At 60.0% G+C, this 26,534-nt stretch carries 22 protein-coding genes; 13 read left to right on the top strand and 9 right to left on the bottom strand.

Annotated elements, in window-relative coordinates:
- Positions 1-47 precede the first annotated feature (47 nt).
- Together HX899_RS00280 and HX899_RS00275 are read right to left on the bottom strand one after the other, a co-directional pair.
- Entirely contained in the window at positions 48-1,403 is a 1,356-nt protein-coding gene (locus tag HX899_RS00280; RefSeq protein WP_138330159.1) for an extracellular solute-binding protein, read from the bottom strand.
- 362 nt (positions 1,404-1,765) lie between these two features.
- The gene (locus HX899_RS00275; protein ID WP_181291403.1) at positions 1,766-2,971 is read right to left on the bottom strand and encodes an ROK family transcriptional regulator; all 1,206 of its coding nucleotides are present in this window, start codon (positions 2,969-2,971) and stop codon (positions 1,766-1,768) included.
- 223 nt (positions 2,972-3,194) lie between these two features.
- On the opposite strand from HX899_RS00275, the gene HX899_RS00270 reads away from it, so the two are divergent.
- From HX899_RS00270 to HX899_RS00245, 6 genes are all read left to right on the top strand, one after another.
- Positions 3,195-4,433 (top strand): extracellular solute-binding protein, encoded by a 1,239-nt coding sequence (locus HX899_RS00270; protein ID WP_181291402.1) that lies wholly within the window; start codon positions 3,195-3,197, stop codon positions 4,431-4,433.
- Positions 4,434-4,505: 72 nt separating this feature from the next.
- Positions 4,506-5,390, top strand: coding sequence for a carbohydrate ABC transporter permease (locus tag HX899_RS00265; RefSeq protein ID WP_138330156.1), 885 nt, complete (start codon positions 4,506-4,508; stop codon positions 5,388-5,390).
- On the top strand, positions 5,390-6,235 hold the full coding sequence (locus HX899_RS00260; protein ID WP_181291401.1) for a carbohydrate ABC transporter permease: 846 nt from the start codon (positions 5,390-5,392) through the stop codon (positions 6,233-6,235). The genes HX899_RS00265 and HX899_RS00260 overlap by 1 nt, the downstream gene beginning before the upstream one ends.
- Positions 6,232-7,254, top strand: coding sequence for an SIS domain-containing protein (locus HX899_RS00255; protein WP_181291400.1), 1,023 nt, complete (start codon positions 6,232-6,234; stop codon positions 7,252-7,254). The genes HX899_RS00260 and HX899_RS00255 overlap by 4 nt, the downstream gene beginning before the upstream one ends.
- A complete protein-coding gene (locus HX899_RS00250) occupies positions 7,255-8,184 on the top strand; it encodes a PfkB family carbohydrate kinase (RefSeq protein WP_181291399.1) in 930 nt (309 codons plus the stop codon). It abuts the gene before it with no gap.
- Entirely contained in the window at positions 8,181-9,254 is a 1,074-nt protein-coding gene (locus HX899_RS00245; protein ID WP_181291398.1) for an ABC transporter ATP-binding protein, read from the top strand. Before HX899_RS00250 ends, HX899_RS00245 begins: the two co-directional genes overlap by 4 nt.
- Before the next feature lie 244 nt (positions 9,255-9,498).
- Here HX899_RS00245 and HX899_RS00240 read toward each other — a convergent pair whose 3' ends face one another.
- The 5 genes from HX899_RS00240 to HX899_RS00220 form a co-directional block, all read right to left on the bottom strand.
- Positions 9,499-10,326 carry a glycoside hydrolase family 16 protein gene (locus HX899_RS00240; protein ID WP_171598592.1) on the bottom strand — a complete coding sequence of 276 codons (828 nt, stop codon included), beginning with the start codon at positions 10,324-10,326 and terminating at the stop codon, positions 9,499-9,501.
- Between the two features lie 50 nt (positions 10,327-10,376).
- Complete coding sequence (locus HX899_RS00235; protein ID WP_181291397.1) at positions 10,377-11,858, bottom strand: lipopolysaccharide biosynthesis protein; 1,482 nt, start codon at positions 11,856-11,858, stop codon at positions 10,377-10,379.
- A 69-nt stretch (positions 11,859-11,927) separates the two neighbouring features.
- Positions 11,928-13,172 carry a glycosyltransferase family 4 protein gene (locus HX899_RS00230; protein ID WP_171598561.1) on the bottom strand — a complete coding sequence of 415 codons (1,245 nt, stop codon included), beginning with the start codon at positions 13,170-13,172 and terminating at the stop codon, positions 11,928-11,930.
- Positions 13,169-14,518: a glycosyltransferase family 4 protein gene (locus HX899_RS00225; protein WP_181291396.1), complete on the bottom strand. Its 1,350-nt coding sequence runs from the start codon at positions 14,516-14,518 to the stop codon at positions 13,169-13,171. Before HX899_RS00225 ends, HX899_RS00230 begins: the two co-directional genes overlap by 4 nt.
- A complete protein-coding gene (locus tag HX899_RS00220) occupies positions 14,515-15,252 on the bottom strand; it encodes a Crp/Fnr family transcriptional regulator (RefSeq protein ID WP_181291395.1) in 738 nt (245 codons plus the stop codon). The genes HX899_RS00225 and HX899_RS00220 overlap by 4 nt, the downstream gene beginning before the upstream one ends.
- 468 nt (positions 15,253-15,720) lie before the next feature.
- Here HX899_RS00220 and HX899_RS00215 point away from each other — a divergent pair, with 468 nt between their 5' ends.
- The 5 genes from HX899_RS00215 (at position 15,721) to HX899_RS00195 (ending at position 22,308) form a co-directional block, all read left to right on the top strand.
- Positions 15,721-16,422: a sugar transferase gene (locus tag HX899_RS00215; protein WP_181291394.1), complete on the top strand. Its 702-nt coding sequence runs from the start codon at positions 15,721-15,723 to the stop codon at positions 16,420-16,422.
- A gap of 118 nt (positions 16,423-16,540) precedes the next feature.
- The gene (locus HX899_RS00210; RefSeq protein ID WP_181291393.1) at positions 16,541-18,307 is read left to right on the top strand and encodes a GNVR domain-containing protein; all 1,767 of its coding nucleotides are present in this window, start codon (positions 16,541-16,543) and stop codon (positions 18,305-18,307) included.
- The gene (locus HX899_RS00205) at positions 18,304-19,326 is read left to right on the top strand and encodes a glycosyltransferase family 2 protein (protein WP_181291392.1); all 1,023 of its coding nucleotides are present in this window, start codon (positions 18,304-18,306) and stop codon (positions 19,324-19,326) included. Before HX899_RS00210 ends, HX899_RS00205 begins: the two co-directional genes overlap by 4 nt.
- 6 nt (positions 19,327-19,332) lie before the next feature.
- A complete protein-coding gene (locus tag HX899_RS00200) occupies positions 19,333-20,718 on the top strand; it encodes a polysaccharide biosynthesis/export family protein (RefSeq protein ID WP_181291391.1) in 1,386 nt (461 codons plus the stop codon).
- A gap of 123 nt (positions 20,719-20,841) precedes the next feature.
- On the top strand, positions 20,842-22,308 hold the full coding sequence (locus HX899_RS00195; RefSeq protein WP_181291390.1) for a hypothetical protein: 1,467 nt from the start codon (positions 20,842-20,844) through the stop codon (positions 22,306-22,308).
- Between the two features lie 188 nt (positions 22,309-22,496).
- On the opposite strand, the gene HX899_RS00190 is transcribed toward HX899_RS00195, so the two are convergent.
- On the bottom strand, positions 22,497-22,796 hold the full coding sequence (locus HX899_RS00190; RefSeq protein ID WP_138386750.1) for a hypothetical protein: 300 nt from the start codon (positions 22,794-22,796) through the stop codon (positions 22,497-22,499).
- A 308-nt stretch (positions 22,797-23,104) separates the two neighbouring features.
- On the opposite strand from HX899_RS00190, the gene HX899_RS00185 reads away from it, so the two are divergent.
- Positions 23,105-24,016, top strand: coding sequence for a glycosyltransferase (locus tag HX899_RS00185; protein WP_138386749.1), 912 nt, complete (start codon positions 23,105-23,107; stop codon positions 24,014-24,016).
- Positions 24,017-24,149: 133 nt separating this feature from the next.
- A complete protein-coding gene (locus HX899_RS00180) occupies positions 24,150-25,172 on the top strand; it encodes a glycosyltransferase family 2 protein (protein ID WP_171598569.1) in 1,023 nt (340 codons plus the stop codon).
- A gap of 286 nt (positions 25,173-25,458) precedes the next feature.
- On the opposite strand, the gene HX899_RS00175 is transcribed toward HX899_RS00180, so the two are convergent.
- On the bottom strand, positions 25,459-26,208 hold the full coding sequence (locus HX899_RS00175; RefSeq protein WP_138386747.1) for a Crp/Fnr family transcriptional regulator: 750 nt from the start codon (positions 26,206-26,208) through the stop codon (positions 25,459-25,461).
- Between the last annotated feature and the right edge of the window lie 326 nt (positions 26,209-26,534).

The following is a 26,534-nucleotide window of genomic DNA, read 5'->3' as shown; positions in this document are numbered from 1 at the left end:
GCACCCGGCGCGCAAAACGCGGGCCGGGTGCGGCTCATATCAGCCGATCAGGGGAGCTGAACGTTCTTGTAGGTCTGCTGGAAGCGACGCAGGAGTGTATTGCCGCGTTCGGCAGCACTGTCGAGCGAAGCCTGGACATCGGCATTGTTGACGAAGATTGCCTGCAGACCATTGGCGATTTCGGTGCGGACCTGCAGCAGGCCACCGAGGCGGATGCCCTGCGGAGCCGCATCGCCAGCCGGAGAAGCGGTCAGGCTCTGAATGGCGAGTTCGCGGCCGGCATAAGGCGCCTTGCCGTAGAAGCCCTGCTTATTCAGATATTCGAAACCGGAGTTGCGAACCGGGATGTAGCCGGTAACGGTCGACCAGGTAAGAGCTTCTTCCGGCTTTGCGATGAAGTTGAAGAAGGCGGCAGCAGCCTTGTATTCGGCGTCGGAGTGACCCTGCAGAACCCAGAGCGAAGCGCCGCCGACATAAGAGCTGTGACGGGTTGCGTCGCCGTAGGTCGGCAACATGGCAACATCCCAGTTCATGCCTTGCTTGGCGGTGCGGCCAACGTTGCCGTGGTCGCCGACGGAGGTCAGTATGACCTGGCAATCGCCAGCGGCAAAGGCTTCGACGAAGGTCTGGCCGACAGCCTTGTTCTTGATGACGACCAGCTTGTCGTCGTACCAGGACTTGAGGTCCTTGATGTAGCTGACGAGAAGCGGGTTCTTGTTGAACACCAGCTCGGCGTCGAGACCTTCAAAGCCGTTCTTCTTCGTGGCGATCGCTTCGCCGTTGACGGCTTCGAACTGCTCGATGTACTGCCAGACTTCGTTGTTGGAGATGTCAAAGCCGAGCGGGCAAGCATAGCCTGCATCCTTCAGAGCCTTGAGGTCTTCGCCTGCTTCCTTCCAGGTCGCCGGAGCATGATCCTTGCCGATCTTGGCGAAGGCGTCCTTGTTCCAGTAGAGAAGAGCGGTCGAGGAGTTGAAGGGGAAGGAGTACATCTCGCCCTTCGATGTCGCGTAGTAGCCGGAGATACCGGAGAAGTAGTCCTTCCAGTCGACGGTGTAGCCCATGTCGGCCATCAGCTTGTTGGCCGGGTAGTAGGCGCCGGAGAGCATGATGTCGAGGGTGCCGGCGTCGGAGACCTGGGCGATGGTCGGCTGCTTGCCGGCGCGGAAGGCAGCAATGGTGTTCTGCAGGGACGCGTCATAGCTGCCCTGGCTGGTGCAGACGACTTCGTAGTCGGCCTGCGACTGGTTGAAGCGATCGCACTGCTCCTGGACACGCTTTGCGATGTCACCGGAATTGCCGAACCAGAAGTCAATCTTGGTCTTATCGGCGGCGGCAGCGGGACCGGCAAGAAACGCTGTAGCGAGAAGGGCGCCAACGGCGCCGAGAAGCTTGGCTTGCATGAGAACCTCGAACGTAAAAGGACGCGCACTTTCAGCGCACGCCCTATTAGCTGGTTCAAATTGCCGCGGCCAATGAATATTACATGACATGAAACGATCGAAATCGTATCGTCACAAAACCGTCATGCGGATGTTATTTGCCACGGCCGAGGCTATATTTAGAGAAGCCTCGCCAGCCACTCCAGCGCACTGCCGAACTGTTATATTTATATTCGAATAAATATAATTTTCAAGGATTTTTAATATTTGCCTATATTGCGGCGGCGCGTCTTTATTCGCTGAAATCGTTGCATGAAACCTGCAAAAATGGCCGTCTTTTCTGCTGTTGCACTGCTGTGCAACGCCCGGTTTCAGCCCCTGAATTAGAGGGAATCCTTCAAAATTGCAGCAAAATGCGGATCGAATGCACGGCTGATCGGTCCGGCGGCAGCCCCGAGCGCCACCGACCAGGGATCGGCCATGCCCGGCTGGAGGCGCGGCAGCGTCCGGCCGCGCCGTTCGGCGATCGAGGGCAGCAACGGGCCGATTGCCGCAATCAACCTGTTCACCAGCGCTTCCGGCGCGCTGCCGCAGAGGATCACCGTCTGCGGATCGAACAGCGTCTCGATGAGATGGATGCTCCAGCGCAGGTCCACAGCGGCCGCCTCGACCCAGACGTCGATGCTTTGATCGCCTCTCAAGGCAAGATCGTTGATATGTGCGTGCAGATGAGGATCGGCGGGATCGACCGATAGATGCTGATAGAGCGAGGCGAGCGAGGCGCGATGTTCGAGCGGCGTCGATTTGCCGTCGGCAAACAGCAGCGCCATGCCGATCTCGCCGGCATTGCCGTTGGTGCCGCGGTAGAGTTCGCCGTTCAGAATGAGGCCGGCGCCGATGCCATAGCCGACAAAGAGGCAGACGGCATGGTCGAGGCCATGGGCAGCTCCCACCATGCGTTCGGCAGTCGCCGCCGCCGCCGCATCGTTCTGCAGGCCGACATCGAGCCCGGTGCCGGCGGTCAGCGTTTCCAACAACGGAAATTTCTGCCAGGCCTCCATCATCCACGGATCATCGCCGCTGCCGGCAACTCCGAAAGGCCCGGGCATGGCGGCACCGAGGCCGACCAGCCGCTTTTCCGACTGCTGGACGATCCCGGCGAGCTTTGAGCGTATGCCGGCGACGAGGTCGAGAATGACCTTCGTCCCGTTCGACGGACCTCCGGGCGGGAGGCCGGCCTCATCACGCACGAGAACACTGCCGACGAGATCGACGGCGACCGCCCGCGTCACATGCCGGTCGATCTGCAGGCCGATCGCAAAGGCGCCTTCGGGCACGAGACGATAGGGTGTCGACGGCTGGCCCCTGCCCCTCCTCACCGCCTCTTGCGAACTGACGAGACCGTCGCGCTCGAGTTCATCGATGATATTGGACACTGTCTGCTTGGTCAGCCGCGTCGCCCGCGCCAGATCGGCGCGGGAAAGCGCACCGTTGACCCTGAGGGCATCGATCATCACGCGCCGGTTATGCGCGCTGGTGCCTTCGTGATTGGTGCCGCTCTTGGCCCGGATCGGGCGGCTGTCATTCATGTGCAATTCCCTCTTGACTCCAATAGAATGTTGAAGAAGTAATAAGTCAAGACACTTGACTTAATAAGGAACCGGAGAGTTCCAGGGAACGCAGGAGCCGGGCAACGGCTCTGACGACGCTCCGAGACGACGAACCGGCACGCTTTCCGCGCGTGCCCTCTCGAACACCGATGGCGGAGGACCGCCCTCGGCAATGCGTAAATGTCAAAAACTGGAGGCTGCAATGCTGAAATCCTTTAACAAGACGCTTCTGGGTGCGGCCTTGATCGGCGCATCCTTTGCTCCGCACGCTTTCGCCGAAACGACGCTGAACGCGCTGTTCATGGCGCAGGCCGCCTATAGCGAGGCCGATGTGCGCGCCATGACCGACGCCTTCGCCAAGGCGAACCCCGATATCAAGGTCAATCTCGAATTCGTTCCCTATGAAGGCCTGCACGACAAGACGGTGCTGGCGCAGGGTTCCGGCGGCGGCTACGACGTCGTCCTCTTCGACGTCATCTGGCCGGCCGAATACGCCACCAACAAGGTGCTGGTCGACGTCTCCTCTCGCGTCACCGACGAGATGAAGAAGGGCGTGCTGCCGGGCGCCTGGACCACCGTGCAATATGACGGCAAATATTACGGCATGCCGTGGATCCTCGACACCAAATATCTGTTCTATAACAAGGAAATCCTCGAAAAGGCCGGCATCAAGGCTCCGCCGAAAACCTGGGACGAGCTGACCGAGCAGGCAAAGACGATCAAGGACAAGGGCCTGCTCGCCACGCCGATCGCCTGGAGCTGGTCGCAGGCCGAAGCCGCGATCTGCGATTACACCACGCTCGTCAGCGCCTATGGCGGCGATTTCCTCAAGGACGGCAAGCCGGCCTTCCAGACCGGCGGCGGCCTCGATGCGCTGAAATACATGGTTTCGAGCTATTCCTCGGGCCTCACCAATCCGAACTCCAAGGAATTCCTGGAAGAGGACGTCCGCAAGGTCTTCGAAAACGGCGATGCCGCCTTCGCGCTGAACTGGACCTACATGTACAACATGGCCAACAATCCGAAGGACAGCAAGGTCGCGGGCAAGGTCGGCGTCGTGCCGGCGCCGGGTATTGCCGGCAAGAGCGAGGCTTCGGCCGTCAACGGCTCGATGGGCCTCGGCATCACCTCGGCCAGCCAGCATCCCGATGAGGCCTGGAAATACATTACCTTCATGACCTCGCAGGCGACGCAGAATGCCTATGCCAAACTCAGCCTGCCGATCTGGGCCTCCTCCTATGAGGACCCAGCCGTCACCAAGGGCCAAGAAGAGTTGATCTCCGCCGCCAAGATCGGCTTGGCCGCCATGTATCCGCGCCCGACGACGCCGAAATATCAGGAGCTCTCGACCGCGCTGCAGCAAGCGATCCAGGAATCGCTGCTCGGCCAGTCCTCTCCCGAGGACGCGCTGAAGTCGGCCGCCGACAATAGCGGCCTCTGATCAAGCATGAAGACCCGGGCGGCGTCTGCCGTCGCCCGGTCTCCAAACCTATAAAGAAGAAGGGTCGCCTTGATGTCGGGCACTTGGCTGACAACCCGCGCGTGGCTTTTGATGCTGCCGCTTCTCGTGGTCATGATTTCAGTCATTGGCTGGCCTCTGATCGATACCGTCGGCCTCTCCTTCACCGATGCCAAGCTCGTCGGCACGGAAGGAAACTTCGTCGGCATCGAGAATTATGCGAAGATGATCTCCGGCTCGAATTTCCAGCGCACGCTTGTTACCACCGCATGGTTCGCGATCGTCTCGGTCGCCGCCGAAATGGTGATCGGCGTTCTGGCAGCCCTGCTGCTGAACCAGCAGTTTCGCGGCCGCACCGCGCTTCGCGCCCTGATGATCCTGCCCTGGGCGCTGCCGACCGTCGTCAACGCCACGCTCTGGCGGCTGATCTACAATCCGGAATACGGCGCGCTGAACGCCGCGCTCACTCAACTCGGCCTGCTGGAGGCCTACCGCTCCTGGCTCGGCGAACCGGGCACGGCGCTGGCGGCCCTCATCGTCGCCGATTGCTGGAAGAATTTCCCGCTGGTGGCGCTGATCGCTCTGGCCGCACTCCAGGCCGTGCCGCGCGACATCACCGCCGCCTCGCTGGTCGACGGCGCCGGCGCTTTCGCCCGCTTCCGTTTCGTCATCCTGCCCTATCTCGCCGGTCCATTGATGGTGGCCCTGGTGCTGCGCACGATCGAGGCCTTCAAAGTGTTCGACATCATCTGGGTCATGACCCGCGGCGGCCCGGCCAACAGCACGCGCACGCTGTCGATCCTAGTCTATCAGGAAGCCTTCTCCTTCCAGCGGGCGGGCTCCGGCGCATCGCTGGCTTTGATCGTCACGCTGCTGGTGACGCTGCTTGCTGCCGGCTACGCCGCTCTGGTGCGCAAGACCGCCGGGAGCGCTGCCTGATGGAACGCCAGAGCCCGCTTTTTTCCGCCTTCATCCATCTCTGCGCACTGCTGCTTGCCGCCGTCATCCTGGCGCCGATCCTCTGGCTGTTCATCATGAGCATCTCGCCGGCCGCCGACCTTGCGGCAAAGCCGCTGCGCTGGTGGCCGCAGACGGCGGACTTCTCGCGCTACGGCATGCTGCTCTCGACGCTCGAAAACAGCGCCGGCGCCGCCTTCACCTCGTCGCTGCGAAACAGCATCGAGGTGGCGGGCATGGCGACGATCGCCGCCATCGCGCTCGCCATTCCGGCCGGCTGGGCCGTGTCACGCACGCCGTCCGTTGGCTGGTCGCTGTCAATGGTGATCGCCACTTACATGCTGCCGCCAGTAGCGCTCGCCGTGCCGCTCTATATGGGGCTTTCCCATCTCGGCATGCTGAACAACGTCTTCGGCCTCGCGCTCGTCTATCTCACCATCCTTGCGCCCTTCACCACCTGGCTGATGAAGTCGGGTTTCGATTCCATCCCGCGCGAAATCGAATCCGCCGCGATGATCGACGGCGCCGGCCTGTTCCAGACGCTCAGGATCATCACGCTGCCGCTGGCCGCCCCGGTGGTCGCGACGTCGAGCCTCTTTGCCTTCCTGCTTGCCTGGGATGAATTCTTCTATGCGCTGCTCTTCACCTCGGACCAACGCGCCAAGACGCTGACCGTCGCCATTGCCGATCTCGCCGGCGGCCGCGTTTCCGATTACGGACTGATCGCGACGGCAGGCGTGCTCGCCGCCCTGCCCCCGGTACTGATCGGTCTTCTCATGCAACGTGCCCTGATTTCGGGGCTCACCAGCGGCGGCGTCAAGGGATGAACATGACAGAAGAAAGAACCCGACCCGCCGGACTTGCGGCGATCGACCGCGAAATGGCGCACCAGCATGCCGATGCCATCGCCTCCTATCAAGCGGCCCAGCCGATGGCGGTGAGGGCCGCCGCTTCGCTGAAGAAGACCGGCAGCCTGCTGCTCATCGGTATGGGCGGCTCGCATGCCGTCAACCGCGCCGTCGAGCCGCTCTACAGGACGCTCGGCATCGATGCCGTCGCTTTGCCGCTGTCCGAACAGCTCGGCCAGCCGCTGCCGATCGCCGGCAGGACGATCTTCGTCACCTCGCAATCCGGCGAAAGCGCCGAGGTCGTGCGTTGGTTCAACCAGACCGGCGGCACGGAAGAGACTTTCGGCCTGACACTCGAAGGCAATTCCTTCCTCGCAAGAACCGCCCCGTCGCTGGTGGGCAGCGGCGGCACCGAGCTAGCCTTCGCCGCGACCCGCAGCCTGACGGTGACCTTCGCCCTGCATCTGGCAATCCTTTCCGCCCTCGGCGAAAATCCTGACACCGCCCTTGCCGCCCTCAAGGCGCCGGAAGATCATGACATCGCCGCCGCCCTCTCGGCGCTCGAAAACGTCGCGACCATTGTCACGTCAGGCCGCCGGCTGCAGGGTATCGCCGAGGCGCTCGCGCTCGGATTGACCGAGCTGTCGCGCCGTCCCTGCTTCTCGCTCGAAGGCGGCCAACTGCGCCACGGTCCGATGGAGATGCTGGGGCCGGAAATCGGCGTCGTGCTGTTCCGCGGCCTGGACCAAACCGCCGGCCTGGTGACGGCAATGGCGGTGTCCGCCGTCGAGACCGGCGCTCCGGTCATCCTGTTCGACGCATCCGGGCAAGCGCCGGTCGCCGGCGCGGTGACGATCCGCTTTGCACCTGCAACCGGTCTTGCCGCGATCTTCGCCATGCTGCCGGTCGCCCAGCGGCTGATGATCGCCTTTGCCGATGCCCGCGTGGAGAATGCGGGAACGCCGGTTCGATCCACCAAAATCACCCGGAGCGAATGAATGCGGCCGCTTGCAGTCATCGGCAACGTCAATGTCGACCTGATCCTTGGCCCGGCCACCCCCTGGCCGAAGGCCGGGACGGAAATCATCGTCGACCATGACGAGTTGCGCGTCGGCGGAGCCGCCGGCAACAGCGCGCTCGCCTGGCAAGCGCTCGGCGTCGAATTCGAGATCGCCGCCAATATCGGCAGTGATCAGTTCGGCCGCTGGCTAAGCGAAGCCTTCGGCCACCGTTCCGACAAGTGGCCGGTACGCCCTGAGAAAACGACGCTCTCCGTCGGCATCACCCATCCGGACGGCGAGCGCACCTTCTTCACGACGAGGGGCCACCTGCCGCGCTTCAGCCTGGCAGACGTCTTCGCTGCCATCGAAGGCGCAAGACTGCAGGGCGGCTACGCGCTTCTCTGCGGCTCGTTCCTGACCGACGATCTGACAGAAGAATACGGCAAATTCTTCGACTGGGCCGACAGTCATGACATCACCGTCGCGCTCGATACCGGCTGGCCGCTCGACGGCTGGACGGACGAGAATTGCGCGTCGACACGCGCCTGGCTCTCTCGCAGCGGCATCGCGCTGCTGAACGAGGTCGAATCGACGACACTTGCCGGCATCGCCGATCCGATCGAGGCCGCGCGTCACATCAGGTCGCATATGCCGGCGGGTGCGATTATCGTCGTCAAACGCGGCCCGGACGGCGCTCTCGCGATCGGGCCGGACGGCAGCTTGGTTTCGGTGGCAGCACCCGTTGTCGAAGTCGTCGATACGATCGGCGCCGGCGATGTCTTCAACGCCGCCTTTCTCGGCGCGCTCGCAAGCGGTGGGCCGCTGGTTTCCTGCCTGAAGGCTGGAACCGAGGTTGCCTCGCGTGCCATCTCGACTCTTCCCCGCAACTATGGCGGCCCGACATCTCTTCAGGAGCCCGTGCGATGAGCGCGCTCGAAATTCAAAACATCCGCAAGACCTATGGCGACGTCGAGACGCTGAAAGGCATCGACATCTCGCTGGAAAGCGGCGAGTTCCTGGTGCTGCTCGGCTCCTCCGGCTGCGGCAAGTCCACGCTGCTGAACATCATCGCCGGCCTTGCCGAGGCGACGAGCGGCGATGTCAGGATCGGCAGCCGCTCAGTGCTCGGCGTGCATCCGAAGGACCGCGACATCGCCATGGTTTTTCAATCCTACGCGCTCTATCCCAATCTGACGGTGCACCGGAACATCGGTTTCGGCCTGGAAATGCGCAAGGTGGCAGCACCCGAGCGCGACAGGGCCGTACACGATGCCGCCAAGCTCCTGCAGATCGAAAACCTCCTCGACCGCAAGCCGAGCCAGCTTTCCGGCGGTCAGCGCCAGCGCGTCGCAATCGGCCGAGCGTTGGTGCGCAAGCCTGAGGTATTCCTCTTCGACGAGCCGCTCTCCAACCTTGACGCCAAGCTGCGCATGGAAATGCGCACCGAGATCAAGCGGCTGCATCAGATGCTGAAGACCACGGTCGTCTACGTCACCCATGACCAGATCGAGGCGATGACCCTGGCAAGCCGCATCGCCGTCATGCGCGACGGCCGCATCGAGCAGTTGGGCACGCCGGAGGAGATCTACAACCATCCGGCAACGCTCTATGTCGCGACCTTCGTCGGCGCGCCGCCGATGAACCTGCTGAAGGCAACGGCGCGCGACGGTGGCCTGGCGCTTTCAGGCTCCGATGCGATCCTGCCCCTGCCCGCTCGTTTCCGACAGACGGCCGGCAATGGCCGCGACCTTATCCTCGGCATCCGCCCCGAGGCACTTCGCACGGACGGCACAGGGCTGTCGATCGAGGCAAGCCTTGAGGTCGCAGAGCTGACCGGCCCGGAACTCGTCGTCACCGCCCTTGTCGGAAATCAGCGCCTGATGGCCTGCCTGCCGCCACGCACACCGATCCGCGACAACGAGAAACTCACCCTCTTTTTCGACGAGGAGGCGATGCATCTCTTCGACCCGGAAACCGGTCTCAGCTGCGGCCGCTAGAGCATGATGCCGAAAAGTGTGATCGGTTTTCGGACGACATCATGCTCTCACTATATAATGTAGAACAGGATTCAGATTTTAGGCCGACCCGGCCTAAAATCATCCTGTTCTAGAGCATGTCGCGCAAAAGTGTGCAGCGGTTTTGCGACAAAGACATGCGTAAAAACAAGGACCTAAAGCGCGAGGAGCGAATCTGAAAGATCGCGACGCGCTTTAGCGACGGAACGCTATCCCCGACAGTTGTTCAATTCGCCGCGTCAGTAGGCTTGCGCTGGTAGACGTGAATATAGTCGACGAGCAGAATGGAAGGATTCGGCGTTTCATCGATCGGCCAACCCGAGCCGAGTGCCAGGTTCACCAGCGGATAGAACGGCATGTGGAATTCCTTCGGCGTGTCGAAGCTCCAGATGAACTGACGGTCGAGGTAGAAGCTCGTCTTGTCGGCTTGGATATCGACGCCGTAGGTGTGATATTCGCTGTTCAGAATTCCGTCCTGGACGGTTTGCCAATGGCCGCCGGTCGTGTTCTGGCCGCCTTGGCTCTGACGCCAGATATGAAAGCCCATGCTGAATTCGTAGGGCGCGCGTCCATAATATTCCAGGACGTCGATCTCGGCGGTGTATTTCGACCGGTCGAGCCCGATAAGCCAGAAGGCTGGCCAGACGCCCTTGCCCGGCGGCAGCTTCATCCGTGCTTCGAAATAACCGAATTGCTGCGAGAATCCTTCGCCTTTCGGGTTCACCGACGACAGCAGGCCCGAGCGCCATGTTCCATCGGCCTCCTTGCGCGCTTCGATCTTCAGAATTCCCTGATCGGTGGTAAATGGAAAGCCGGGGGCCGGATCTGTGAAGCGGGCGTCACCGAAATCGCCGTTCCAGGGCGTATGGGCGATCCAGCGGGAGCTTTTCTCTCCCCAGGCCGAGACGTCGAGACTGTCGAAACTCTCCTCGAACGTCAGCTGGTACGCATTGATATTGAGTGGTTCCTGAGCCACGCTGGGTTGGCCGGGCAACGCCCCCAGACCAAGAACGATAAGCAAACCCAGGGCCTTAGAAGATATCCCGTAACGCATTCTGCTCCTCCGAAAACGCCAAACCAATCGTTGGGCTGCACTTGTCTCGATCATGAGATGAGAACTCCGTTTCGCCGCGGCATCAGCCTTTGGACGACGATGGTCTCGATGCCGTCGGGCCTTCCGACAATTTGCCACACGAGCAGCGCGAAGGCCCAGAAGATCGCCACTGCCGCCCCGCCGCAAAGCGCCAGGCTGACGATCAGGTTGAGGCCGACAGGCATGGCGGCGAGCATCGGCTCCATCCACAGCAGGAAAGCGATCATCGGCACGCTCGCGGCCAGAGGCCTTAAAAAGGCGTGCAATTGAGCGGCAAACGTCGCGCCGATCAGCCGCCGCGTGATGATCAGCGATGCGGCATAGGCGACAAGCACCGCCACGATCCGCGCGCCCAGTGCTCCTGCCACCTGAAAATAGACAATGCCCAGGATGGTGACCGGAACCCTGACGGCGAACTCGGCAAACATCCGGAGAGCGAGATAACGGGTTTTGTTCAGGACCATAGCCAATGGCGGCATCATGTTCGTTGGAAGACCGAGCAGACTGCCGATGCACAGCCATTGCAAAATCGGCGCGGCGGATGCCCATTTCTCGCCGACGATGATCCGCACGGCCGGCTCGGCAAGCAAAGCGAGCGCGATGAGGATGGGCGCGGCCACGAAGGTGATCGCGTTCGTCGCCTTCAGATAGGCAGCGATCAGATTACGACGGTCATCGACGGTCGAGAATGCCGCCATCAGCGGACGCAACAATGGCCCGACGAAGGTCTGGTATGGAATACCCGCGATATTGTCGGCGACGCTGAAGGCGCCGAAAGTCGACAAGCCCGTAAAGCGCGGCAAAAGCAGCCGGTCCAGTTGCCAGTTGATCGAACTCAGCACCTGCGAGACGGTGTTCCAGCTGATCATGTCCTGAAAGTGCTTCCACTCGGAAAGGCTGAACCTCGGTCGCATCGGCGCAAAGACATAGGAGGTGATCGCCGCGGCGGTTGGCCCTGCAACCGCGCCGATCGCCAGTCCCCAATAGCTGCCGGTCGCGACCGCCACCCCGACACCGAACAGCAGTGTCGACCCCTTGGTGATGAGATCGAGTGCGAATTCGCGTTTGAAATCGAACCGCTGCATGAACAGAACCATGCGCGGGCTGATCACGCTGCGCATGGCAGGCGCAATCGAGAGCACGGCGACAAGGGAGAAAAGCCGGGGATCGTCATAGATCAGAGCCATCGGCCAGGAGATGATCATCATCAGCATGCTGATGGCCAGGCCTCGAAACAGGCTGAGGGTAAGGGCGGTGGCAAACATATCGTCTGAAGGCGACGGTTGGCGCATCAGGGCCTGCGTCAGCGGCAGGTCCAGGATTGTCTCGACGATAACCAGAACCGAGGTCGCGATGGCGACAAGGCCGAAATCCGCTGGGCTCAAAAGCCTTGCGAGGATCAGGAGGCTGACGAAATCGAGCAGTCGCGCCAGAAACTTTCCGCTGATGGTCCAGATACTCGCCGTCGCCGTCCTCTGAGATACGCTTGACATGATCTATTTTCTATTCCTCGTCGACAGTTTCGGTCGCAGCGGCAAGACGGGCAGCTCCGTTCCTTGCCCTCAGCCTGGCCGTCTTCTGAAGACCTCGGCGGATCGGTCGCCATGGTTGGTCAGTTGCTGCTCGATCAGGCTGGACAGACGGTCGCGGAAGACGGCGGAAGAGAATTTCAGCGAGTGCGCGCGGATGGCATGCGGATCGATATCGTCCTCCACCTCTTCGAACGCCGCCATCGTTTCCAACAGAGCTTCCGTGGTCTGCTGCGCGAAGCGAAAACCAACCTGCGGCGAGGAAACGGTTTCCCTGGCGCCGCCGGCGTCGAAAGCCAGGACCGGCCGTCCTGATGCCATGGCTTCCACCGGTAGGATGCCGAAATCCTCCGTGCCCGGAAACAACAGGGCACGGCATCGAGACAGGTGGTCGCGCAGAACGTTGAAGGGCTGATGGCCGAGGAACTGGACGGTCGGTCCGGCGATCGACTTCAGATAGGCCAATTGATCGCCCTCGCCGATCACGACCAGTTTTCTGCCGGCCTCGGTGCAGGCGCGAACGGCGATATCCGGCCGCTTGTAGGTGGTCAGCTGTCCTGCATAGAGATAGAATTCGCCCTTCCCCTTCCCCACCGCAAAATCGTCGGTCGCCACCGGCGGATGGATGACGATGGATTCGCGGTCGTAGAAGCGGCGGATGCGGCTTGCGACATAATCGGAATTGGCAACGAACACATCGACCCGCGAGGAGGTCGTCACGTCCCAGGCGCGCAACATGGGTGCGGTGATCGACATCATTGCGCGACCCACCCAGGGCAGGCCATGGCGGTAGACATGGAACTGATCCCAGATGTAGCGCATCGGCGAATGGCAGTAGCAGACATGCAGGGCGTCAGCGCGCGTGATGATGCCCTTGGCAGGTCCGGATTCGCTCGACAGCACGAGGTCGTAATCCTGCAGATCGAACTGCTCGAGCGCGAAGGGCATCAGCGGCAACATCTTGGTATAATGCCGCTTTGCACCGGGGATCTTCTGCAGGAAGGATGTGCGAATGTTCCGCGTCTTCAGAAAATCGCTGATGCGATCCCGGTTGCAGACGAGGGTGAAGATGTCAGCCTGCGGAAACATGCGGCACAGCTCTTCGACGACCTTCTCGCCACCGCGCATCGAGACGAGCCAATAATGCACGATGGCGACGCGAAGCTGCTTGGTATCGCCCACGCTTCCGGCATCAGTGACACGTCTTTTCGCCATGACAGGCGCATCGCCGAGAAATGCCCTCGCGTCGGGAAGAGAGGTTGTTGCCTTAAGGGTCAACTCAATACTCCTTGTATCGCCACACCGTCTGTCAGGTCGGGAACCGCATTCGTCGAAATCAGGCTGTGGTATTCGGAAAGAAGCGCGTCACGCCATTCCTCGTGTGTCGACGCAAGATCCGGCGACAGCCGGAAAGCCCGCTCGCTCATGGCGCGGACCTCGTGCCTCGGCATTTGGCTAAATCGCGTCAAAGTATCGGCAAAGGCGCTTTCGTCAGCCGTATCGCAGGCGATCGCCATGCCGGCTCTTTGCATTTCTTCGGCAAGAAAGGCGCTGCGCGACATGATGACCGGCAGACCGCTCCTGGCCGCTTCGATAGCGACGAGGCCGAATGGCTCGGGATAGCGAGACGGCATCAACAGTGCACGCGCCTTGCGGATGGTCGGGCCGATCTCCGCATGCGACTGCCAGCCGACGGCCCTGACGTGATCTCCCGAAGCCGCAACCAGCGGCATCAGCGGCCCGTCCCCGATCACGCAGAGCCTGACGCCGGCTTTGCGTGTGGCGGCCACCGCGTCCTCTATGCCCTTCTCTTCGTCCAGCCGCCCGATGAAGACGAACTCCTCGTTCGCCTCCGCCTCGATGCGTTTGATGGAGAGCGGAGCGACGGGATTGCGGATCGTCGTCAGGCGTTCGGGCCGATATCCGGCGCCAACGAGGAAGCTTGCCATCTTCTCATGCAGCAGGATGATCCGGCCGAAATCGGCCTGATCCTTCAGCCGTCGGAGGATATTGGAGCCGCGGGCAACCCGCCACAATTTGTGCGAATAACTTCTCTTGTCGCAGGCCGTCGCAATGCAGCCTCCGCCGAGCGGGCGTCGAAGGCAGACTTCCTGCGCCTGATAGTCGAAGAAGGCGCCGTTGGGGCAGGCCGTGAAGAAATCATGCGCGTGCACCACACATCGTCTGGCGACCGGCATCAACGCCCTGAAAATCGCCGGAGACAGGATCTGGTGCCAGCCATGCACATGGTAGACGGTATTGGCGGTGTCGTTTGCGGCAATCCAGTTCGCGACCATACGGACGGCGGCGCCATTGTGAATGCCGGTCACGAAAGCCTTCGCACGCTCGGCACTGAGCAGATCGCGGCTGTTCAGCCCGACCATCAAGACCCCGAGTGCGACGAGTTCCGCATTGGCGGCGTCATCTCCGCAAATATAGGTCACGGGGATGTCGAGGCCCCGAAAAAGCTTGGCGGACAGCACCGCCAGCGCCGTCGCACCGCCTCTGGCGACCGAATAGTCGTCGATGATGACCACGCGATCGATCTTTGTCGTGCCGGGGCCGGGAAACCGGCCGACGTTTGCGGCGGATCGGAGGGCCTCGGGAAGCGACGGGCGCATCACTTCACCGAAACTGCGCCGTTGGCACAGGCCTCGAGCGCCTTGCGGTTGAGGATGCGGATCTTGCCCTGGCCCCCGTCGATGATCTTGCCTTCCCGCAGACGCCGCAGGCATTGATTGACCTTCTCGCGGGACGCCGGCAGCGTCGCGGCCAGATCATTTTGCGAGATGATCAGTTCGTCACCGCTGTTTGCCGTATCTTTTCCATAAACAGTGGAGAGCCGCAGCAGCGTGCTGGCCAGCCTCGACTGCAGGCTCGACGCCGCATTCGCAATGATCCGGAGTTCAAGCTCTGAAATACGCGCCAGTGCCCTGGAGAAGACCTTTTCGCGAAAGGAGGGATCGCTGGCATACATGTCGCGCAGCAGCCGGCCTTCGAAGAAATGCAGCTCGCAGGCGGAACCGGCACGGTATTCGAGGCTCAACGTCTGCCTGCGCAGAACCTCGAGCTCGCCGATGAGGCCGGATTTCGGAATGATCTCGACGATGAATTCCCTGCCGTCGGGCAGCATCGTGCTTGCGCTGACCACCCCCGAATGAACGCGCGCGAACGTATCGACGAGGACGCCGGCCCCGGCGATGATCTCGCCGCGCCGGAAACGCCGGACGCTCGACCGGCAGGAAAGGAATTCGTCGTCGATGACGATGCGGCTGTTCAGATGAATGCCGCCGTTAGCCGATATCGCCGCCTTGCCGATGCCGGCCCTGCGATCTGATGCGTGTGTCGCCCCATCCATGCGCATAACTCCACTCGATAACCATAGGCAATGCTGCACTGCATCATTTATATTGTCTTAATATGAGAGTCAAATAACATCACGGAGATATGACGTAAAGATAAAGTATACATTTAACTTCAAAACAAAATATACACCGTAAAAAGGACAAAAAATCTCAGAGGAGCCAAAAAACAGCCACGCGATCGAAGATGACTGCCTATTAAAATGGCTTACTGAATAAAAAGCGGCAATAATCAAAGTGATGACATCAAAACTGATAAATAGGCGTCAGCAGATAATCACCATGAATTAGATTAGATTGTCGTTTTAAATGAAAATAAGGCCATCAAAGTGTATTCCGAATTCTCGATTGCCCGTTAGTAGCATAAAGAATTTGTTAAGGATTATGACCTTGGTAACAGACAACCAGAGTGCGGCGCAGCAAACTTTGAACGGTTCTTAATCGGAATATTTTGGAGACCACCCATGACATGGGAAGCACATAGTTTCGAGGCTTGGTCGCGTGTCGGACGGTCCGCGAAAGGCGCCGATCTTCATTCGTCCCGGCCTCGTGCGGCAGGCAGATCGTCGAAGCGCGCGCTAGACCTTGTCATCGCCGTCACGGCGCTGATCCTGCTTTCGCCGCTTCTGTTGATCGTCGCAATGATCGTGAAGATGAGCGACCGCGGCCCGGTTTTCTATTCCCATACGCGCATCGGCGTCGGCGGAGCACCGTTCGGATGCCTCAAGTTTCGCACGATGAAGACCAACGCAAGTGCTCAGCTTGCCGAATTGCTGCAAAACAACCCGGCTGCGCGAAGCGAATGGGAAGAGACACGCAAGCTGAAGGACGATCCGAGGATCACGGCCGTCGGTGATATCCTCAGGCGGTCGAGCATCGACGAGCTTCCCCAACTGATCAATATCGTGCGTGGCAACATGAGCCTTGTCGGCCCCCGGCCGATCACGGCCGAGGAATTGCCGCGCTACGGCGAGCATATATGGGCCTACATGGCCGTCCGCCCGGGCCTGACCGGTCACTGGCAGACCAGCGGGCGCAATGATGTCAGTTACGAGTACCGGGTTTCCCTCGACGTTCACTATCTCAACAACTGGTCGCTCGGCCGGGACTTCATCATCATTGCCAAGACCATTCCCGCTCTGTTTTCGCAGCGCGGCTCGTATTGAGCATTCATGGGGAGAGCCGCCGATCATGCCTGGAATCGGAAGACACGCTACTCCCCCGTCCCTCCAAGCTGCCACCACCTGGTTACTCCGTGATCTCGCCATTTTGGATTAGGACGACATGACCTCAAGCACGATCTTCAGCGGTGTTTCTCCGATATCTTTGCCTGCCGCACCCACCGGCGGGAATTCGCCGCTCACCTTGCGGGATATGCTCTTCTTTCTCAAAATGCGCTGGCTGTGGATTGCGGCGACGACCTTCGCTTTCCTCGTATTGGCAGGGAGCTACGTGCTGACCGCCGAACCGACGTTCGTTGCCAACACGCAACTTGTGATCGTCCCCCAGGTCAGCGGCTCCGAAGCACAGAGGGCTTTCGCGGAAGACGCGTTCATCGAGGGACAGTTGGAGATCGCCAAATCCAGCGATGTCGTCGGTGGAACGGTAACGGCACTTGGTCTCGATACCGATCCTGACTTTGTCGATCAGACGCCTTCGCTGCAGGATAGGGCAAAGAACTGGTTGATGGGCGCTTCTTCCGAACCGGATACGGCATCGCAGGAAGCGGCAGGCCCAGGACCGCGTGACACACAGCCGCAACAGCAGATCGAGGACGGGCGGATCCATGATCGGGCGGTCGCCACGCTGCTGAACATGATGGGAGTACGCCGGATCGGGAGTTCGACGATCATCGAGATATCGGCTGCGGCGTCGACCCCGCAGCAGGCCGTCGACATCGCCGACACGCTGGCCAGGCAGTATATCCAGAAGAATATCGCGATGAAGGCCAATGCGTCCCGGCAATACAGCGAATGGCTGACCAGATTCGTAAGCGAGCAGCAGCGCGGACTGGCCGAAGCTGCCAGTGCCCTGGCCAGCTTCACGAGCAATCCGCGCGATCAGTTCAAGCTTGCGGAGCTGCAGAGCGCGACTGACGCCCGCCGCACCCTCTATGAAAATACCTTGAATCAGCTGACCGAAGCCAGGCAGCGCATCACCTATCCGGTGTCGGATGCCACGATCGTCTCTCGGGCCACCCTGCCTCTTTCGAAAGCCAGACCACGCAGTACGCTCATCATCGCCTTTGCGGCGGCGGTTGGTCTTGGCGTCGGCTTCGCACTCGCCATGATAAGGCACGCCGGCGATCGCCGGATCGTCCGACCCCATCAGATCGCGGAAGCCGCTGGGCTGCCCTTTGTCACTTTGCTGGCGACATCGAGGACCCGCAATGGTCACTCTGCGCGTTTCCTCGCCGCCGGTACCGGCAGCAGCGGCACCGCAGCCGCCTATCCTGTTATTCCAGGCATGGCGGAACTGAGCGCGACAGTCGTTGGTCTTCGGCGCAAACGCCGGGTCGTCATTGGAATCGTCGCCGTCAATCCCGGCAGCGGGGCATCGACCATAGCATGCGAACTTGCGGTGCTCTCGTCGATATCAGGAGCGCAGACGCTGCTGATCGATGCCGCTGCGCAGAAATCGTCGCTCAGCAAATCGATTGCGCCCCATAGTTCCACAGGCCTCGTCGATGTTCTCGACAATGGCGAACTGATCCAGACGGCGGCATTGCCCCTCACCCCGACGCTGAAATTCCTACCCCTCGGCAAAGTCGAAGCGGTGACGCCGGCCATTCGCCTCAGTTCCCGCCGCACGCAGTTGAGCTTCGCCGACCTGAAAAAGGAGTTCGACGCCATATTCGTCGACATTTCCGCATTCTCTGCTTCGCCGGATGCCAATGCGATCGCGCCGGAACTGGACGGTGTCCTCGTGGTCACCTCGCACGGGCATACCTCGATCGACGATACCATGCACGTCATCGAGACCCTGCGGAATATCGGCGCGGAGATCCTCGGCGCGGTCATCAACCATGCACCGAAAAGAATAGAGTCATGACTTCACCTTCGGCAGAAGCAACCAGGCAGGACAGCCCGATCGGACCGGCGCCTGTTCCTTGCGGCGCTGAAGCCATGGCGGGCCCCGCGCGCCGCCCATTGCGAATGGCCGTGGGGATTGCTTCGGCAGGCCGCCCCTCGATACTCAAGGAGACCGTCGATTATCTCACCGCCCTGCCGGACCAGGCCGAGCGGCTGATCGTCTGCGTGCCCGTGATCGACGACGCCGCCGGCCTCGCCGACCGCCTCGATGTGGAAGTCATCGTCGGCAGCCGTGGCCTGACCTCCCAGCGCAACAGGATCATCCATGCCGCCGCCGCCGATACGGATATTCTGATCTTCCTGGATGACGACTTCATTCCCGCCGCGACCTTCCTGCCGCGGATGGCGGCGGTTTTTGCAGCAAACCCCGACGTGGCGATCGCCACTGGCGAAGTCCTGGCCGACGGCATCCTCGATGGCGGCCTCAGCATGTCAAAGGCCCTGAAGGTTCTTGAAACTGCGGGCGAAGGAGCCGAGCAGGTGACAGAGGTCTATAACGCCTACGGATGCAACATGGCGGTTCGCCTTTCACCCGTTGTCGAGCACGCGCTGGCCTTTGATGAAAAACTGCCGCTCTACGGCTGGCTCGAAGATGTCGATTTCAGCCGGTCCATCGCCCGCTACGGCAGGTCCGTGCGTGTCGAAGGCGCTCGCGGCGTGCATCTCGGCGTCCGATCCGGGCGCCAGCCCGGCCGAAGGCTCGGCTATTCGCAAGTTGCCAATCCTGTCTACCTAGTCCGGAAGGGCACGATGTCGAAGGGCCGTGCTGTCGCACAGATCGGCCGCAACATCCTGGCGAATACACGGGGCCTATTATTCAATGACCGCTTGATCGACCGATGGGGACGCTTGAACGGCAATTTGCTGGCGCTTTCCGACCTTCTTGTCGGCCGCGTCTCTCCGTCCCGCATCCTGGAATTCGGCAATCCCGCGCCGCGCGAAATGCCTTCGCCGTCGATCGCAACGAAACGGAGATAGCAGACAATGCAGCGCACATCCTTGTCCGGTCGCCTCATCTCCATCGCCCTTGCCTTGCTGGTATTTTCCGGCGTGACCGGCTGGAGTGTCGCCCATGCGGAAAACTATACCCTCGTGCCGGAAGATCAGGTCAGACTGCGTGTCGTCGAATGGCGATCGTCGGATTCCCGGTATGCCAGCTGGGAAGCCCTCGGCGGAACATATACGGTCGACGATGCCGGTAATCTGGCGATTCCGATCGCCGGCCAGGTGCAGGCGATCGGCAAGACGACGGAGCAGGTTTCCGATGCGATCGCCACCGCGCTCTCCGAAAAGGCCGAACTGCCGGGAAAGCCGTTCATCGCCGTGGAAATTGCCCAACATGCGCCGATCTTCGTAACCGGGACCGTGCAGACCCCCGGGCGCTATGCTTTTGAGGCCGATATGACGGTCATGAAGGCCGTCAGCATCGCCGGCGGCTTCCTTAGGGAGCGCGAGGAGAATACCGTCTTCGAGCGGGACCGGATCCAGGCTGCCGGCGCCTACCGAACGGCCATTCTCAACCGGCGCGATCTTCTGATGCGCCAGGCGCGGTTGCGCGCCGAGATCACCGGCGAACAGAGTTTCGATATCCCTGCCGAACTCGCCGGAACACCCGATGTGGACAAGCTGAAGGCGCAGGAATTGAACCTGATGCGGCTGCGACGCGTCGATATCGAAAGCCAGATCGAAGCGGCGAGCGACCTCGCCCGTCTCTACGGCCAGCAGGTCCAATCACTCGAGGCCAAGATCAATTCGCAAAAGCGGCAGATCGACCTTGCGCAAAAGGAACTGGATAATGTCAACAGCCTGGTGAGCAAGGGTCTGGTCAGCAATTCCCGGCAGGTCACGGTCGACCGCGGCGTTGCGGATGCACAAGGCACCCTGATCGATCTCGAGGTCGCCCTGACCACGGCTCGCCAGGGGCTCAGCGAAGCCGATCGCTCGAAGATCAATATCGTCAACCGGCAGAACAGCGAAAACCAGGAACTGCTCAACCAGGTCAATCTCGCGATCGGCAGGGCGGCAATCGACATCCAGGTGGCCCAGCTTCTGGGCGAACAGGCTGGGTACAGTGCTCAACTCGCTCAGATGAATATGGACACGCCGGGTCTTGGCAGAACGCAAAAGAACTACAGGATCGTGCGCCGCAACGACGATGGCACTTATCGCAACATCGAGGCGGACGAGACGACCGCCTTGCGGCCGCACGATGTCGTCGAAATCGGCATCGACACGGACCTCCAGACGACGTCGCCTCCGCTGCAACTGCAGTCCGTGCCACAGCAGCAAAGCTCGGCAGTCCCGCTGTCGGATGTAGCAGGCGATAATCAGACGGCTCCCGGCTGGATATCCCAGACGGGATCGAATTAGGGGGCGGTCGTGACCACTAACGACAGCTGGCGGCTTTCGCCTCGGGCAATGCGTCGGAAGGCGGATGCCGGTTTTCGGCAAACCCGATGCCTCCGCCGCTCCGTCCGGATCGGGATCTGAAGCATGTCGATAGAACCGATCGGCTTCATCGTTCTGCTGCTTGGCCTGCTCAGCATGGTCAACGGGGCGCGTTTTGCGATCACGACCCTTTGCCTGTCGACGCTGCTCGGAGCGGCAGCGGCTCTGCAATTGCCCGCGCTCGGCGGCAGCAGCATCCAGCCAAGCCATCTTCTCGTGCTTTTTCTCGTGGTAGCCGCCCTGCTGCGCCCGGCTCAAACACAGGCAACGCTCGCCAGCATGGCCTATCCGGGTCCCGGTTTCTGGTTTGCCGCCTACATCCTGTTTTCCGTGGCATCATCTTTCTTTTTGCCGCGCATCTTTGCAGGCGCGACCCTCGTTTACTCCTCTGCACGAGACACCACCGGCATGATGTCGACGGTGGCCGCTCCCCTGTCGCCGGGTTCGTCCAATCTCAGCCAGTCTGTCTATCTGCTCGGCGACCTCGCCTGCTTTGCCGTCGTCTCGGGGCTTGCCAGGCTCGGCTATGCCCGTTTCATCGCACTGCAGTTAATCGTTGCCTCGATCGCATGTTTTACCCTGGCATTGATTGATATCGGAACATTCCTGACCGACCAGTCCTACCTGCTCGATGTCATCAGAAACGCGAACTATACGATGCATACGGCCGAGACGATCAGCGGCTTCAAACGCATCGTCGGCCCGTTCCCCGAAGCGAGCACTTATGGCGCAGTCGCATTAGCCTATTTTTCCTTCACGCTTCTGCTCTGGCTGGAGCGCGTCCAAAGCCGTATGGCAGGACTTGCAACGCTTTTCATCGGCCCGACGATCGTCCTCTGCACATCGACAACCGCTTATATTGCCGGCATTTTCGTTGTCTGCATGTTCGTTCTGTTTTGCCTGAAACGACTGATCAGCGGCCCCGCCAAGACCCCGCATGTGACTTTCCTGGTGATCACGCTGTTTTTGATTCCCTGCGCCATCGTCGCACTCAGCCTTGTCCCCGATGCGTGGAATTCCCTCGCCGGCCTGATGAGCACCACCTTGTCGGACAAGCTCCAATCGCAATCCGGTGAAGAGCGCACCGCCTGGAATACACTGGCATTGATCGCATTCGTCGATACCGCCACCTTCGGCGCCGGGCTCGGCACGGTTCGGGCCTCGAGTTTTATCGCTGCGTTGCTCTCCAATGTCGGATTGACCGGCACTCTTCTCTTCGCCGCCTTCCTGTACAGCCTTGCAAGGGCCTCCGGCCGGCACATGTCAGGCGATCGGGAGACGCAGGCGATCGGAAACGCTGCGGTTATGGCATCCATCGCGCAGGTCGCCTCGGCGGCGATATCGGGGAGCGGCACGGATCTCGGCTTGCTGTTCAGCACCACAGCAGGTCTGGCGGCCGGCTGCCTGGCAACCAATACCTCTCCCCGGCGCGCGACCCGATCGCTCGCCAATCGAACCCCGCTGGAGACATCGACATCTCTGATGAGAGCGCCGATGTTTTCAACACGATGACGCCCGCTTTGGAACTCCGCCACGGCGCGGGATGGCAATCTCGTCGAGGCATCGGCGTGCCCGCATTGGGCCGAAGCCGGCCGACCGCACTGCATCTTTCAAGGATCGCCTGTAAAAGCCGTCCATCCGACAAACACCGTCCTGCGAGGCCCGTCGCAGAAGGCTATGCTGCGGGTTTTATGTCGACATCAGCCTTGCGGCCGCTCGCTGGTGGTCGCGACGCTATCTGCAACGGAATTGTTTTCGCGCAGCTTGGCATTGCGCCGCAAAAGCCCCGACAGGAACACGCCTGCCAGATAGCCGATTTCCATGAGCACGAGGATGGCGATACCGGAGAGCATGGCCGCGATCACGGAAGACCCGTCGGCGAAAGCGACGCCGCCGAAGCCGATTGCCACCAGGATTGCAAAAATCGCGAAAGCCCAGGCGCGGATGGAAGCCCCGGCAGCGATCGAAATCACGGCTGCCCCGAGTGTGGTGATCAACATGACAATCCCCCTTCCCTCCGCATTCCGACAAGGGTCCCGGCACCAATCGCCGTACCGCGAAACAACATGTCGAAACATAGCCTTATGACAGGCAAGGCACTCTTCATGGTGAATATCTCAACAATGAAACATACAAAATCCGCCGGCAGCCAGACACCGATTCAACACCAGCGCGCTGGATGCTGGCCTATATATACCGAACAGGGCCTTCATATGACAGACCCGTCGGCTCAATTCACAACTGGTCCCTCGCCTCGCAAAGACAATACCGATTCACTTGTATTGCGCACAATCGGAAAGGTGATGACATGAACAACCAGTGCGTCGTCTACGTCACGGATGTCGAGTATTCATTTCCGACCATTCTCTCGGCGCTTCAGGCTCGGAAATTCGCAAGCCCTGCGACCGATGTCTGCGTTCTGATGTCGGAACATCTCGACAATTTCGAAGAGCTGAAAGCCCTGCTCGCAAGGAGTGGGGTCATATTGACCGATGCGACCGAAGCGCTGCAGGACTCGCTCGGCAAGCTCGATAGTTCGCATTTCCAAGGACGCATCAGCGTCAGCACAATGGCCAAGCTGGTCCTTTGCGAGATCCTGCCTTCCAACTATACCCAGATCATCTACCTCGATGGGGATACGCAGATCGTCAGCGATCTCGGTGCGTTCGAAAGTGCCACTGTGCCCGAAGGCAGGTTTTTCGCGGCGCGCGATTACACGGCGATCCATGACTTCCTCGACACCGGAAAGGACAGCCACTATTTCAACGCAGGCGTCCTGAAATTCCATCGAAACGGCTGGATCGGGCAGGAGGCGCTCGAGCTTTTCGCTAGAAATCCCGAGGCCTGCGAGGGCAAACATGATCAGGGTGCATTGAATTATGTCTGCGGTTCATCACTCATCCTGGTATCGAACCGCTGGAACTTTCCCAAACAATTCCTTCATCTGGTGAACATGTCCTCCTTGTCGATCGTCCATTATATGGCGCATCCGAAGCCATGGCATGGAACTTTCTTTCCCTGGACCGATAAGGAAAGCCAAGTGTACGTCGACCTGCGCAAAGCACATCCGATTTACAACGCGCTGTATCGCGGAATAACCTTCGATCGGAAGATGCTGTATAAATACCGGTCGATACGGGCGCGCATCGAGCACGCAGTTGAGAAAGAAGGGCCTAATCCCAGGGTCCAGAGCCTGCTGGTTGGCGACTACGCCGTATGATGGTGTATTGTTGGTCCGACTTGAATGTCGGCGTGACTGAACTCAGCGTCGCCGGTCGAGCCGTGGATTTGCAGACGGAAGCGCAAGGTATTCATCCATTCATTCCAGGAATGGATAATCTTCAGGACAGAATATGAGTTATAGGGCTTCCGCCGCCAGTATCTCGCATTACGTGAAAGCCCGTCTGCGCCGGTCGCTCAAGGCTCGGCAGGTTCGCTATGACCTGCTGCGCAACGGGCTCAAGCAGGCGCGCCACGTCGTCATCTGCGTCATCCGTGACGAGGGGCACCGGTTGGCCTTCTTCCTTCAGTATTATCGCGATCTCGGTTTCGAGCACTTCATCTGTATCGACAACGGCTCGACCGACGGCACGGCCGAGTTGCTGTCCGGCTTCGACGATGTCTCCCTTCTTTCGGCTCATGGTTCCTACAAGGCGGCGAGGTTCGGAAACGACTGGATCAACGAAGTCATCAACCGCCACTGCCGGGAGAAGTGGGTCCTGTATGTCGATGCAGACGAGTTCCTGGTCTATCCGCATTGCGACACACGGCCGATCGATCAATTGACTTCCTATATCGATTCCATGGGCGGCCATTCCCTCCGCTCGGTCATGATCGACATGTACAGCCCGCATCCCGTTCTCGAAAACATATGCGAACCCGGTCGCAACCCGCTCGAGGTCTGCAATCTCTTCGACCGCTCCGGCTATGTGGCGCATTTCGACAAACGCAACTGGACGATATGGATCAAGGGCGGCGTTCGCGGGCGCGTCTATTTCCACGACCGGCTCTGGGACGGCCCCGCGCTCAACAAGATACCCCTCGTCTATGTGGCGGGTGAACGTCTGTTTCTCAAATCATCGCACCAGGTCTGGCCGCTCTCCCTGAATTTGGGCGACATGCGCGGAGCGCTCGGCGTATCCGGCGCCCTTCTGCATTTCAAGTTCCTGTCGACCTTCGTGCACAAGGTCGCCGATGCGGCACACCGGTCCCAACATACGGAAGAATATACCGTATACTCCTCAGGCAAGGACATGGATGACTTTGTCTACGACGATACGGGCACCTACAGAAGCTGGAAGGACCTGTCCGATCACGGGCTCATACAGGGTGAAGGCTGGAAATACTGGAAGAATGCTTCCGAGAGCGGCGTCTAGAGCAATTCCAGGAAAAGTGCGAAGCGGTTTTCCGTCCGGAATTGCATAAAACAAAAAGTTAGAGCGGTTCTGCGTTTCCATGAAAAGCTGAATCGCTCTAAGCATGCCACGCCAAAATGCGCAGCGATTTTGGGACGACGCGCATGAAGACAAGAGCCAACACGCCAACCCGATCTTTCAGCCTGCTTCGTCTGACTATCAACTCGCACTGTCATCAAACACAAAACCCGCCGGCGGCGGGTTTTGTCGAGGCTTTCTGCCGTTCCGCTTTTTATCGCGGCGCGCCTCAGGCGAGACCCGCCCCCTCGGCATAAGCCTCCAGCGCCTTCCGATTGAGAATGCGGATTTTGCCCTGTGTCCCGTCGACCACTTTGCTCTCGCGCAAGCGCCGCAGGCATTGGTTGACCTTTTCACGCGACGCCGGCAGTGTCGCGGCCAGCTCATGCTGGGAGATGATCAGCTCGTCGCCGCTATTTTGCGCATCCATTCTGTAGAGGGCAGAAAGACGCAGCAGAGTTCTTGCAAGTCTCTGCCTTAGACTCGATCCGGCATTGGAAATGATCCGCAGTTCGAGTTCGGAAACACGCGCCAGCGCCTTCGACAGGATCTTCACCTGAAATTGCGGATCGTTCGCACACAGGTCCCGCAGCAACCGACCGTCGAAGTAATGAAGTTCGCAATCCGACGAGGCCCGATATTCCAGGCTGAGAGACTGCTTGCGGAGCACCTCCAATTCGCCGATCAAGCCGCCTTTCGGAACGATTTCCACGATGAACTCTCGCCCATCGGCAAGCGGGGTGCTTGCGCTCACCATTCCGCGCTGTACCCGGGCGAACATGTCGAGGACGACGCCGGCGCCGGCAATAATCTCACCGCGGCGAAACTTTCGAACACTCGAGCGGCAAAACGGGAACTCGTGATCCAAATCCGCCCGGCCGTCGTAAACAATACCTGCAGACCCGCAAGTAACCGCTTCGCTTGTTCGCGCTGCGTTTCCTCTAGGTCTGTTGTCTCTGGTGCTGATCGCCCCGTCCATACGCACAACTCCACGCAGACTAATCGATTTATTATCTTGAGCGACATTCGTAATAGGTTAAATTAGAAAGTCAAACAATAATAAAATAAAAACTTCGTGTTAAAACTATACATAATTATGACTGATCCTCATGTTTATATATCATAAAATTCATATTGAATTCTATCGCAAACAAATCTTTGAGGCTGCATGATGCTTTTTATACAATTTATGACAATTGCGCGTCCCAAGAATACATCCGACAAGTATAACAACAACGCCGCATTTTAAAATAAAACTAAATAACATTTCTATTATATAGTTAAAATCAAAGGTAATATTTTAAT

The organism is Rhizobium sp. WYCCWR 11146, assembly GCF_013591995.1.
Taxonomy (GTDB): domain Bacteria; phylum Pseudomonadota; class Alphaproteobacteria; order Rhizobiales; family Rhizobiaceae; genus Rhizobium; species Rhizobium indicum.
Note: the sequence above shows the minus strand (reverse complement) of the source record. Positions and strands in the feature narration are given on the sequence as shown.